The organism is Microbacterium sp. 69-10, from assembly GCF_001897945.1.
Lineage (GTDB): Bacteria > Actinomycetota > Actinomycetes > Actinomycetales > Microbacteriaceae > Microbacterium.
The window spans coordinates 81085-93185 of sequence record NZ_MKRT01000023.1 but is presented as its reverse complement, the minus strand read 5'-3'; the positions used below and the strand labels follow the sequence as shown (position 1 = coordinate 93185).

The 12101-nt window shown below is 65.7% G+C and carries 9 protein-coding genes and 1 pseudogene; 6 read left to right on the top strand and 4 right to left on the bottom strand.

Translation table 11 applies throughout. The annotated features are described in order from the left end of the window. Together BGN97_RS10620 and BGN97_RS10615 are read right to left on the bottom strand one after the other, a co-directional pair. A pseudogene (locus BGN97_RS10620) lies at window positions 1-1853 on the bottom strand (site-specific DNA-methyltransferase); the annotation flags it as partial. Then, window positions 1843-4965: a BPTD_3080 family restriction endonuclease gene (locus BGN97_RS10615; protein WP_292701094.1), complete on the bottom strand. Its 3123-nt coding sequence runs from the start codon at window positions 4963-4965 to the stop codon at window positions 1843-1845. The pseudogene BGN97_RS10620 and the gene BGN97_RS10615, both read right to left, overlap by 11 nt. A gap of 102 nt (window positions 4966-5067) precedes the next feature. Here BGN97_RS10615 and BGN97_RS10610 point away from each other — a divergent pair, with 102 nt between their 5' ends. The 3 genes from BGN97_RS10610 (at window position 5068) to BGN97_RS18490 (ending at window position 6619) form a co-directional block, all read left to right on the top strand. After that, window positions 5068-5379: a helix-turn-helix transcriptional regulator gene (locus BGN97_RS10610; RefSeq protein WP_292701092.1), complete on the top strand. Its 312-nt coding sequence runs from the start codon at window positions 5068-5070 to the stop codon at window positions 5377-5379. Between the two features lie 160 nt (window positions 5380-5539). Further along, on the top strand, window positions 5540-5812 hold the full coding sequence (locus tag BGN97_RS10605) for a metal-sensitive transcriptional regulator (protein ID WP_285636413.1): 273 nt from the start codon (window positions 5540-5542) through the stop codon (window positions 5810-5812). 135 nt (window positions 5813-5947) lie between these two features. Beyond that, the gene (locus BGN97_RS18490) at window positions 5948-6619 is read left to right on the top strand and encodes an ATP-binding cassette domain-containing protein (RefSeq protein WP_363331425.1); all 672 of its coding nucleotides are present in this window, start codon (window positions 5948-5950) and stop codon (window positions 6617-6619) included. Between the two features lie 125 nt (window positions 6620-6744). On the opposite strand, the gene BGN97_RS10590 is transcribed toward BGN97_RS18490, so the two are convergent. Beyond that, window positions 6745-7905 (bottom strand): acyl-CoA dehydrogenase family protein, encoded by a 1161-nt coding sequence (locus BGN97_RS10590; RefSeq protein ID WP_292701088.1) that lies wholly within the window; start codon window positions 7903-7905, stop codon window positions 6745-6747. A gap of 37 nt (window positions 7906-7942) precedes the next feature. Beyond that, window positions 7943-9157 carry an MFS transporter gene (locus BGN97_RS10585; RefSeq protein ID WP_292701086.1) on the bottom strand — a complete coding sequence of 405 codons (1215 nt, stop codon included), beginning with the start codon at window positions 9155-9157 and terminating at the stop codon, window positions 7943-7945. A gap of 367 nt (window positions 9158-9524) precedes the next feature. Here BGN97_RS10585 and nrdH point away from each other — a divergent pair, with 367 nt between their 5' ends. The 3 genes from nrdH to nrdE form a co-directional block, all read left to right on the top strand. Further along, entirely contained in the window at window positions 9525-9758 is a 234-nt protein-coding gene (gene nrdH, locus BGN97_RS10580; protein WP_292701083.1) for a glutaredoxin-like protein NrdH, read from the top strand. A 12-nt stretch (window positions 9759-9770) separates the two neighbouring features. Next, the gene (gene nrdI / locus BGN97_RS10575; protein WP_292701081.1) at window positions 9771-10220 is read left to right on the top strand and encodes a class Ib ribonucleoside-diphosphate reductase assembly flavoprotein NrdI; all 450 of its coding nucleotides are present in this window, start codon (window positions 9771-9773) and stop codon (window positions 10218-10220) included. Window positions 10221-10285: 65 nt separating this feature from the next. Next, window positions 10286-12101, top strand: a 1816-nt coding sequence (gene nrdE / locus BGN97_RS10570) for a class 1b ribonucleoside-diphosphate reductase subunit alpha (RefSeq protein WP_292701231.1), incomplete at its 3' end; no start/stop codon positions are given.

Sequence of the window (12101 nt, the reverse complement as noted above, 5' to 3'; positions counted from 1 at the left end):
TCGCTGCGCGACGCCTCGCCCTGCTGATCGAGCGTGCGGTACGGAGACAGGCTCTCGACCGTGAACGGACCGGTGACGCGGACGCGTTTCTTGTCTTCGAACGGCTTGTCGTAGAGCAGCTCGAAGTCGGCGTGCTTCTTGATGGCCGCGTCGATCTCGTCGCGAGTCATGCCCTCGCGGATGTCGGGATTGTTCGCGATCGACTTCAGCGTGATGTGCTGCACTCGCTCGTAGACGAACCCCTGCCGGATGTCGCACTTCGTCTGCGCGGGCGGCATGAGCTTGCCCGACGCCTGTGCCTCCTTCGCCCGGCCCTCGTCGGAGTCTGCGAGCAGGTAGTACGGGAATCGTCCGCCCATCAGTCGTTGCCGGGCGAGAGCCAGCGCGACGCGTGAGGTGTCCATCGTGATCCAGCGCCGGCCCCACTGCTCGGCGACATACGCCGTTGTCCCGGAGCCGCAGGTCGGGTCGAGCACGAGGTCGCCGGGGTCCGTGGTCATGAGCATGCAGCGTTCAATGACATCTGGTTGAGTCTGAACAACGTAGATCGCCGCCTCAGACTTTCCTGCTGTGCCTTCGAAGAGGTTCGTCAGCGGCACCTGCGGATTGTCGCTGTGGAATCGGACGAACCAAGGCGGGCCACCGCGAGCTTCGAGTCGATTCGCCCAATCAAGCCTTTGCAATCCGTCTAGGCCCGTCTTCCAGTGATTCGACGCGCCGGGGTGATAGCTCTTGCCGCGCCAAGTAAACTCCTGCGGGCTCTTTGTGGCGCCGGCTGAGTTCAGTTTGGACAACGCATAGATCTGCGCCCCATCCGGAAGATTGCGTGGGTCCGACTTCTCCGAGGGCAATGTCGGACGACGGACCCCGTCGAGCTCGATCCCCCATGAGCCGCCCGGAGTGTTCTTGAACCAGTCTTTGGCGTCGCGCTGTAGCCACAGCTGCCGGTATTTCAGACTTCCGAGGCTTCTCGCGTACCAGAGGATATAGAAGAATGCGTCATCAAGGGTGGCACTGGGTGTGGCTGTCTTCCGCACTGAGATTTGACTGACGAAATTCTCCGGACCGCATACCTCATCAAGTAGTCCACGAACGAGGTGCACGTTCTCATCACCGATCTGCACGAACACCGATCCCGATTCGGTCAGTAGATCCCGCGCGACGACCAGCCGATCCCGCAGGTACGACAGGTAGGTGTGGATGCCGTCCTTCCAGGTGTCGCGGAACGCCTTGATCTGCTCGGCCTCGCGGGCAGCGTCCTTGCCGTCTTTGACGTCGCGTTTGCTCGCGGACACCTGCCAGTTGGAGTTGAACTTGATCCCGTACGGCGGGTCGATGTAGATCATCTGCACCTTGCCGCGCAGGCTCTCGCGCTCGGCGAGGGAGCCCATGGCCTGTAGGGAGTCGCCGAGGATCATCCGGTTCGACCACGTTGCAGCGTGCTGGTAGTACTCGATCTGCTGCAGCTCATCGAGCTCACCGTCGAACAGATCGAACAGAGTGGCCTCGGGCTGCGGCTCGCCTTGAGCGGCGGTCGTGCGCAGGTTCTCCACGAGCACCCGCGGATCGATCTTCTCCTGGATATACAGCGGAGGAGCCTCGATGACCAGATCATCGTCGTCCTGCTGATCCTTGCCGCGCCAGACCAGCTGAGGATCGAGCGCCTCGTTGCGCGAAGCGCGCTCCGCCGCGACTCCCGCGAAACGGGCGTACACGATGGGCTCACGCTCCAGAGTCTCCGGATCCACCCAGCGGTCCGCACCATCCGCGGTCGGGATGTTCGGACGTGATGCTTCGTCGTGCTTGTACACCTCGACGGGCGTTGGCCCTGAAGCTGCCGGCTTACGCGCCATGGTCGTCCTCCGTGAATCGCACATGCCGCGTCGGGCGTGTTGAACGGGCAGGGGAGAAGCTCAGATTCTCGGGATCGCCGATGATCGCGGCATCCGCGTACAGGTTGTTGACGGCCTCGCGCAACGTACCCTGCAGGCCGATCATCGTGTCGACCTCGAGGTAACCCCAGCGACCGAAGCCGCCATGGTTGTTCACCGCGACGCACCAGACGTTGCGCGCGGTCTCGGCTTTCACCGCGCGAAGTCGCTGGTTCTTCTGGCCGCCGGAGACCTCGACGATGAGAGTCCTCTCCAAGGCATCCGGGTCATCGGGGTCGGGCGTGAGCTTGATCAGGAAGTCGGGAACGTACCGATGGGTGATGCCCTCGTGCACGTACGGGATGTCGAACGCGAGTCGGTCGTTCTTCGCGTACGACGCCACGACGCCCTCATTGGCGAGCATCTCGCACTCGTACGCGAGCAGGTTCTCCCACGTGTTGCCGTCTCGCCCGTCGAGCGTCACGTGGCTGATCTCGCTCATCCTCGTCTCGTATACCCGCTTACGGGTCACGAAGCGCACGTCGCCGGTGTCACCGACAGGAGCCGAACGGTCGAAGATCGGCTGCACTAGTTCGCGCCGGTTGTTGCCCTGCCAGAAGATGCAGCGGGAGAGAGCCTCCGCCGCGCGCCGCATCTCGCTCTCGCTGCGGGTCAGATGCCACGCCTCGAAGCCGGGTCCCAGTTCCAGCACCTCATCGATCCACGTACGCGCGAATCCGAGCAGCCGCGGGAACAGCCACGGCCGCGGGTTGGCACCGCCGTCTGCGAAGTGGTCGGTCAGCAGTCGCCTGGCCAGGCCGAACGCGACGCGTGCATTGCGCCGCCCCTCGGCATCCGTATTGAAGTCGTCGAAGTCGCTTTCGCCGATGATGCCCGCGCTCTCCGTCTTCGTGGGCACTTGGCTCTGGTCGACGCGGAACGGCTCGGCCCTACTGGTGTCGAGGAACAGCTCATCGTCGGGCATCTCGATGCGGTACCCGCTGAGCCGCGGGAATCGAATGCGCAGCTCTTCGCGGCCTTCCACGCTGCCGACCTCGATCGCGGGCGGCGCCGGCAACGGGTCCCTTCCGGCACGCTCGCCGGGGATGAACGCGAACGGGATGCCGTAGACGTTGGCGTACTCCGGCTCGAAGCGTCCCTGTTCGTTGAGTGCCCAGCTCCGTCGGCGAAGGCCGCGGCCGATCACTTGCTCGCACAGCAGTTGTGAGCCGAACGCGCGGATGCCGAGGATGTGGGTGACGGTGTTGGCGTCCCACCCCTCGGTGAGCATCCCGACGCTGACGACGCAGCGGATGTGCTCGCCGAGCATGCCGCGCTTGCCGACCGTGTTCATCACCTCACGCAGCAGATCCTGCTCGGTCAGCTGCTCGGCGTCCGCTCCAGGATGCTGTCGACGCCAGCTGTCCTTGAACCTCTCGATCTCGGGCGCAGCCGCGGCGAGGAAGTCTTTGGGCAGCGAGTTACCGGACTCCAACGCCACCGAATCGACCAGCAGAGTGCGCGGGCGGCTTCGCCATCCCGTTCCGCCCACGTTGTCAAACAACTCGAGATTGCCGTTGAGATGGTGCGTCTCGCCGTCGAGGTCGACCTGCCTGCCCGCGATCCACTCCGTCATCAGGCGCGAGACGAGCGTGTTCGGGCACACCAGGATCATCACGGGCGGTGGTTCGCCGTGATCGCGTAACGTCTGCTCCCAGCGTGCGTACTCACGCTCGTAGCTGCGGTACAGACTGCGCAGCGCAGCCTCCAGCTCTTCCGGGGGAGTCCAGTTGTCAGGCACGGACGACGCGCGCTTGGGCAGCTTGTCGCCGACATGCGTCCACAGAGTGCGGAAGGTGACCTCGTCGCCGATGGCGTCGTCATCGACGGGCAGGCGGGGTATCTTCACGATGCCCGACTCGATGGCATCCATCAGCGAGAAATCACTGACGGTCCACGGGAAGACGTACCCCTCGTTCCATCCCGACCCTCCGAGATAGAACGGCGTTGCCGAGACATCGAAGACCTGCTTCAGTCCGTAACCCTTAGCATTGCGGATCGCCTCGAGCCCTCGGAACCAGACCCGGGCGTCCTGGTTGCGATCGCTGTCATCCTTGCTGAGCTTGCCCGTCGTGATGGGGCGACTCTGATAGCAATGGTGGGCCTCGTCGTTCAGCACGACGATCTGCCCGGGGTTCTTGCCCAGGTCGCGCAGCACCCGGCTGACGATCTCGGCTGGTGATTCGACGTAGCGGTCGCCTTCGCCCGGCGCGAGCATCTCCCTCGTCGTCTTCGAAACGCCCTCGAACTCCTTGCGCAGACGCGGCAGGAACTGGTGGTAGTTGACGATCACCAACCGCGCCTCGTTCAGCCTCGGGCGGAGATCCGCCGGAACCAGCTCGCGCTGGTCGTAGTAGTTGTCCTCGTTCGCAGGCAGGAGCACTCGCAGGCGGTCGCGAATCGTGATGCCGGGGGCCACGAGCAGGAAGTTCTTCGCGAATCGCGTATCTCGCGGGGCGGCGAGCTTGTTCAGCGTCTGCCAGGCGATCAGCATGCCCATCAGCACGGTCTTGCCCGTACCAGTCGCCATCTTCAGTGCGACGCGAGGAAGCCCCGAGTTGTGCTCTGCGTTCGCTGCATCGATGCGCAGCCGCCAGTCGGTGTATCCCCGGCGGCCGGCCACCTCGGTGAGGAAGATCGCGGTCTCTGCGGCATCCCGCTGGCAGAACAGCGTGCGGTTCTCACGGTCGGCATCCGCCCAGTGCAGCAGCAGCTTGCGGGTGATCGGAGTCACACCGTCATATCCGCGCGTGCGCCACAGCTCCACGTCGCGACGTAGACCGTTGATCGTGTCGTTGACCTCACGGCGCTCACCGGTGAGGTCGAAGTCGATCTCGAGCTGCTGAGCGGGCGGGGATACCTTGCCGCGGCCCTTGCGCTGTTGCGGGATGGGGATGAACGACTCGCTGGGACGGCGCCCGGCACGCTTCTCGCCGGTGGGGCCGTTCGGGCCGATGACGAAGTGCTCGCCCGGGGGCTCGTACGGGCCGTTGAGGATCGGATTCAGCAGCGCTGACGCAACTGACTCCGACATGTTCTTCCTCCTGCACGCACCGGGACGCGGACATAACCACGCGGTTATAACCTAGCGGGAATAACGCTTCGTGTTCTCACGTGCGGGAACTACCAAGGATGAGTGTCCGAAACTCCTCAGGATCCGCGTGTCGTGCTCGGCAAGCGACTCGCCGACCTCCGGCTCAAGCACTTGCTGACGATCCGCGGGCTGGCGGCTGCGTGTGAGCTGGACGAGTCGAATCTGCGCGTGATCGAGAAGGGCGAGGGGAACCCGCGACTGGTCACAGTGCTTAAGGTCGCCGGCGTGCTGGAGGCGGATCTGGGCGAACTCTTCGAGGGGCTCAATCCGTACGGGCTCACTGGCAAGGATCGGCCTCAGCCGATCAGTGCTTTCGACGAGTCGTTCTGGCGACCCAAGGACAGGACGGCCTGAGAGAGGCGGCCCCTCGATCCCCAGGCCCCACTCCAGCCATCGCTTCGCGTCGCACTGAGCCTCCGGGGCGCGTGGGCCCGGCTCAGGGACTCAGGGGGACAAGCTCAGCGACCCAGGGCGGCTCGGCTCGGCGATCCAGCACCCGGGCTACTCTCTTAACGTGATCGACGACATCAAGAAGCGCGCACTGCACCGCACCAGCATCCTCGAGGGTCAGCTGCGCGGCATCGCGCGGATGATCGAGAACGAGGACTACTGCATGGACATCATCACGCAGTCGCGTGCCGTCCAGCGCTCACTGGAATCCCTCAACCGCCTGCTGCTCGAGAACCACCTCCGCACGCACGTGACGCACATGTTCGAGCAGGGCGGCGACGAGCGCGAGCAGGCCGTCGGCGAGCTGCTGAAGGCCTTCGACTTCGACCGCAAGTAGCGCAAATTCCGTTGCCGCAGAATGCCTTGGCAACGGATATCGTCGGGATTCTGCTTCTTTTCTTCGCTTTTCGCTGTGCCTCGACGAGGGACTGCGGTTGACTGACGGCTGTTCGAATCTCATCGTGGAGGTTTCATGGCCGATATCGCAGTGGCGGCGACCGCACCCGACGCAGGCACCGCGTCCGGTGGCGTGGAGATCGCCGGCGTCACCAAGCACTACGGCGAGTCGACCGCCGTCGACGACCTGTCCCTGAGCATCCGGCCCGGGGAGTTCCTCTCCCTGCTCGGTCCGTCCGGATGCGGCAAGACGACGACGCTGCGCATGATCGCCGGCTTCGAGCACCCGGACAGCGGCGACATCCGCATCTCGGGGCGCAGCGTGCGACTGATCATCGGGCAGTCGCTGTTCTCCATCGCCATCGTGTCGTACATCGTGCGGGCGCGACTGGTCGGACTGGATGCCAGCCTGGAGGAGGCATCCGCCGACCTCTACGCCCCGCCGTTCCGCACCTTCGTGAAGGTCACGCTGCCGCTGGCCATGCCGGCGGTGCTGGCCGGCTTCCTGCTCTCGTTCACGCTCGGACTGGACAACACGATCGTCTCCGCGTTCGTGCAGGTGTCGGGCACGACGCCGTGGCCGGTGTACGTGCTCAGCGCCCTGCGCAGCGGTCTGCGCCCCGAGATCGCCGCGGTCTCCACCATCATGCTCGTGCTCACCCTGGCGTCGCTGGCGCTCGTGGCGGTCGTGCTCAAGCGGGCGGGCGATTCGGCCACCGACATCGCCCGCACGATGGCGGGCGGCTGAGCGGCCGAACGGCGGCATCACCCGACACAGGAGGATTGCTGAATGCCGGAGAATTCCGCTCGGAATCCTCCTGGTCTCGGCAATCCTCCTGCTCCCGGATGCTCAGGGTCAGCGGATCGAAGGTCTCAGCTCTCCAGCGGCCCGAGCCAGGCAGTTGCGGCAGTGGCGTGCGCTGACTCCGGGTCGGAAGGGTGGAACTGCCCGGCCAGCACGTCGCGGTACAGCCGCGAGAGCTCGTTGGAGGAGAAGTACGAGCCGCCGCCGGCGACCAGCATCGCCTCGTCGGCCACCTGCTTGGCCATGACGACCGCGCGATGCTTCACGCCCGAGAGCAGCGTGAACCAGCGCGGTCCGTGATCGGCGAGCTCGTCGACGTCGCGGGCCAGAGCGGAGATCTGCGGCGGCAGTGCGTCGTACGCCAGTCCCATGCCCGCGACCCGCCAGCGGATGTCCGGGTCCTGGCTGTACGTCGTGCCCGACTTCTTCGAGAGGCGCTTCCGCGCAGTCTCGACGGCCAGATCGAGGGCGCGCCGGGCGATGCCGGTGTACACCGAGGCGAGCAGGATCTCGAACACGCTGAAGATGCCGAACACGATCGGATCCGGGTTGGGGCCGGGGTCGATCCGGCGCACCACGTGCTCGGGCGTGGCGATCGCGCCGTTCAGGCGGGTCGTGCGGCTCTGCGTTCCGCGCATGCCGAGCGTGTCCCAGTCGTCGCCGGTGACCACGGCATCCGTGCGGTCGATGAACGCGAAGACGAGCTTCGGGGCATCCGCGCTGGTCGTGTCCAGGCCATGCAGGCCCAGCTTCGTCCAGACCGGCGCCAGCGAGGTGAAGATCTTGGTGCCCGTGAAGGCGTAGCCGCCGTCGGGCTGGGGCGCGGCATCCGTGTCGCTGCCGAACAGCACGAGGTCGTTGCCGCCCTCGCTGATTCCGAAGGCGAAGACCTCGCCTGCCACGGCGCCGCGCTGCACGAACTCGAGCCCGGGCACGCCGCGGTCGCTGAACACCTTCGCGACGCCGGTCCATACCAGGTGCATGTTGACGGCGAGCGCCGTGGCGGGGGATGCGGTGGCCAGGCGCTGCTGCAGCAGGGCCGCCTGCTCGAGTCCCAGGCCCGCTCCGCCCAGTTCGGCGGGCACGAGGACCGAGAGGTATCCGGCTTGCTTCAGCTCGTCGAGGTCCTGCTGCGGGAACGTGTTCTCGCGGTCGTGCACCGCGGCACGTTCGCGGATGCGCTCCAGCAGGTCGTCGGGGAGGAGGGCTGCGGCGTCGAAGGTGCTCACGCGCCCAGCCTATGCCGCGCGGATCGGGCGCGGACGGTCAGGGGCGGACGGTGGGGATGGAGAGCGTCTCGGTGTCGGGGTAGGGGCTGGGATCGCGGTGCCGCAGGTCGGGGAAGGCGCGGACGAAGACCACCGAGACGATCAGTCCGGCGAGGGCGAACAGTGCCGCGGCGAGGTACGCGCCGGTCGGTCCGCCGGCGTCGATGAGGATGCCCGCGACCGCGGAGCCCGCCGCGGCGCCGATCAGCTGCCCGGTGCCCGCCCAGCCGAACGCCTCGGCGGTCTCGCTGAACTTCACGCTCGCGGTGGTGATCGCGAAGAGCACGGCGAGGGCGGGGGCGATGCCGATGCCCGCGAGCAGCAGGGTGCCGCCGATCCAGAACACGTTGAGCGTGACCATGGTCAGGCCCAGTCCGACCGTGACGATCAGCAGTCGCCGGGCCATCGCCCAGGGGCCGATGGGGATGTGGCCGAACGCCAGGCCGCCGGCCAGGCTGCCGACCGAGAACACCGCCAGCACGAGCCCAGCCTCCAGCCCGCCGTGCCCGAACGTGGCGACGACGCCCACCTCGACCGCGGAGCATGCTCCGATCAGGAGGAAGCCGATGACTGTCGCCAGCAGCACCGGCGGCTTGAGGACGACGCGTCCGAACGCGCGCCTGCTGCGCGGGATGCGCACGCGTCCGACCTCGGGGGAGAGGATGAACCAGGTGCCGCCGCCGGCGAGGATGATCGCGACCAGCAGCAGACCCTGCACGGTGCCGACCTGGGTGGAGACGATCGTGATCAGCACGGGGGCGACGATCCAGATGATCTCCTGCAGCGAGGCGTCCAGTGAGAACAGCGGCGTGAGCTGGCCCGCGTTGACGAGCTTGGGGTAGATGGTGCGCACCGCCGACTGCACGGGAGGTGTGGAGAGCCCGGCGACCATCGCGAACGCCATGTAGCCGGCGATGCTCAGCGGGAGCAGGGCCAGGCAGAGCACGGCGGCGACGCACACGGACAGGGTCAGCGTGAGCACGCGGCGCATGCCCCAGGCGCCCATCCAGCGGCTCGTGACCGGGCCCGCGACGGCCTGGCCGACGGATGCCGCGGCGAGCACGAGGCCCGCGGCGCCGTAGGAGCCGGACTGCTGCTCGACGTGCATCAGGATCGCCAGGCTCGTCATGCCGTTGGGGAAGCGCGCCACCAGCTGCGCCGCGATCATGCGGCCGACTCCCGGCGTGCGAAGAAGGTCCCGATATCCCGCCACCAGAGAACCCTATCCGGGGCGCGCGGCGGCGCGCGAGGTGTCGGATGCCGCGACACGCCGCGACACGCCGAAGAGCGTTCTCCACAGGAAATCGGATGTCGGTGGTGCGGCGTAGCGTGCGGCCTGTGGATGGATCCGGCGACCGACCCCGGAAGCCGCGAGAACACGCGGTTCGCGGGCTGTTCCGAGCCGTTCCCGGCTGTGGAAGAAGCCGTGGAGAAGCTGTGTTGAACATGGGGAGAGCGGTGGAAAACTACACGGATGTAACTACTATCCCTAGTGGTCGGTCGCAATGTCCGTCCCTATATGTAGTATTGAAGTCCCGGTGGGGGGTCTGCCGGAGAACAGCTGAGATTGAGGGGAATTCATGTCGATCACGGTCTACACCAAGCCTTCCTGCGTGCAGTGCAACGCCACCTATCGCGCGCTCGACGCGAAGGGCATCGAGTACGAGATCCACGACCTCTCCGAGGACGCCGCGGCGCTCGAGCAGGTCAAGGCGCTCGGCTACATGCAGGCACCGGTCGTCGTCACCGACGAGGACCACTGGTCGGGCTTCCGTCCCGACAAGATCGACGAGCTCGCCGCCCGTCTGGCGTGAGTGTGACCGGCCATGAGCGCAGTCGCGACCGCAGCGCCGCTCCTGGTCTACTTCTCGAGCGTCTCGGGTAACACCGCTCGCTTCATCGAGAAGCTCGGGCTTCCTGCCCGCCGCATCCCTCTGCACCGAAACGACGAGCAGATCGTCGTCGACGAGCCGTACGTGCTCGTCACCCCCACCTACGGGGGCGGTCAGGGGCGCGGCGAGGAGAAGGGCGCCGTTCCCAAGCAGGTGATCCGGTTCCTCAACGATGAGCACAACCGCAGCCTGATCCGCGGAGTGATCTCCGCGGGGAACACCAACTTCGGCGAGGGGTTCTGCCTCGCCGGGGAGATCGTGAGCCGCAAGTGTCATGTGCCGCACTTGTACCGGCTGGAGGTATTCGGCACGCCGGATGATGTCGATCGCGTGAGCGACGGATTGGAACGATGGTGGACAGCGCACTCGAAGAGCAGTCGGTGACGGAGCAGGTGGAGTTCAAGGTCAACCCCGCGTACGAGGGGCTCGACTATCACGCGCTGAACGCGATGCTGAACCTGTACGACGCGAACGGCAAGATCCAGTTCGACGCCGACAAGCGCGCCGCTCGGGAGTACTTCCTGCAGCACGTGAACCAGAACACCGTGTTCTTCCACTCGCTCAAGGAACGCCTGGACTACCTGGTGGAGAAGGAGTACTACGAGGGCGCGGTCATCGACCAGTACTCCTTCGAGTTCATCCAGAAGCTCAACGACTTCGCCTACTCGAAGAAGTTCCGCTTCGAGACGTTCCTCGGTGCGTTCAAGTACTACACCAGCTACACGCTGAAGACCTTCGACGGCAAGCGCTACCTGGAGCGCTTCGAGGACCGCGTCGTGATGACCGCCCTCGCGCTCGCCGAGGGCGACGAGCAGGTCGCGATCGACCTGGTCGACGAGATCATCTCCGGCCGCTTCCAGCCGGCCACCCCCACGTTCCTCAACGCCGGGAAGGCGCAGCGCGGCGAGCTCGTCAGCTGCTTCCTGCTGCGCATCGAGGACAACATGGAGTCGATCGCCCGTGGCATCAACTCCTCGCTGCAGCTGTCCAAGCGCGGCGGCGGCGTGGCGCTGCTGCTGTCGAACATCCGCGAGTCGGGTGCCCCGATCAAGCAGATCGAGAACCAGTCCTCCGGCATCATCCCGGTCATGAAGCTCCTCGAAGACAGCTTCAGCTACGCCAACCAGCTCGGCGCGCGTCAGGGCGCCGGCGCCGTGTACCTCTCGGCGCACCACCCGGACATCATGCGGTTCCTCGACACCAAGCGCGAGAACGCCGACGAGAAGATCCGCATCAAGACGCTGTCGCTGGGCGTGGTCGTCCCCGACATCACCTTCGAGCTCGCCAAGAAGGGCGAGGACATGTACCTGTTCTCGCCGTACGACGTCGAGAAGGTCTACGGCGTGCCCTTCGGCGACATCTCGGTCACCGAGAAGTACTACGAGATGGTCGACGACGCGCGCATCAAGAAGACCAAGATCAACGCGCGCGAGTTCTTCCAGACCATCGCCGAGATCCAGTTCGAGTCGGGCTACCCGTACATCATGTTCGAGGACACGGTGAACAAGGCGAACCCGATCAAGGGCCGCATCAACATGTCCAACCTGTGCAGCGAGATCCTGCAGGTGAACACCCCGACCACGTACAGCACCGACCTGTCGTACGACCAGATCGGCAAGGACATCTCCTGCAACCTCGGTTCGATGAACATCGCCCTGGCGATGGACGCCGATGACCTGGGCAAGACCGTCGAGACCGCCATCCGCGCTCTCACCGCGGTGAGCACGCAGAGCCACATCAGCTCGGTGCGCTCGATCGAGGACGGCAACGACCGGTCGCACGCGATCGGCCTCGGCCAGATGAACCTGCACGGCTACCTGGCGCGCGAGCACGTGTTCTACGGGTCGGAAGAGGGCATCGACTTCACGAACATCTACTTCTACACGGTGCTGTTCCACGCGCTTCGCGCGTCGAACCGCCTGGCGATCGAGCGCGGCGAGGCCTTCGACGGCTTCGAGGACTCGACGTACGCGTCGGGAGCGTTCTTCGACAAGTACATCGAGCGCGCCTGGCAGCCCGAGACCGAGAAGGTCAAGGAGCTGTTCGCGGGCAAGTTCGTCCCGACCCAGCAGGACTGGGCGGAGCTGCGCGACAGCATCCAGGAGCACGGCATCTACAACCAGAACCTGCAGGCGGTGCCGCCGACCGGCTCGATCTCCTACATCAACAACTCGACCTCGTCGATCCACCCGATCGCCTCGAAGATCGAGATCCGCAAGGAGGGCAAGCTCGGTCGCGTGTACTACCCGGCGCCGTTCATGACGA

Bases quoted from the DNA above. Each gene is read 5' to 3' on its own strand.
- BGN97_RS10615 (WP_292701094.1), bottom strand. From the start codon at position 4,965: ATGTCGGAGTCAGTTGCGTCAGCGCTGCTGAATCCGATCCTCAACGGC.
- BGN97_RS18490 (WP_363331425.1), top strand. From the start codon at position 5,948: ATGGCCGATATCGCAGTGGCGGCGACCGCACCCGACGCAGGCACCGCG.
- nrdH (WP_292701083.1), top strand. From the start codon at position 9,525: ATGTCGATCACGGTCTACACCAAGCCTTCCTGCGTGCAGTGCAACGCC.
- nrdI (WP_292701081.1), top strand. From the start codon at position 9,771: ATGAGCGCAGTCGCGACCGCAGCGCCGCTCCTGGTCTACTTCTCGAGC.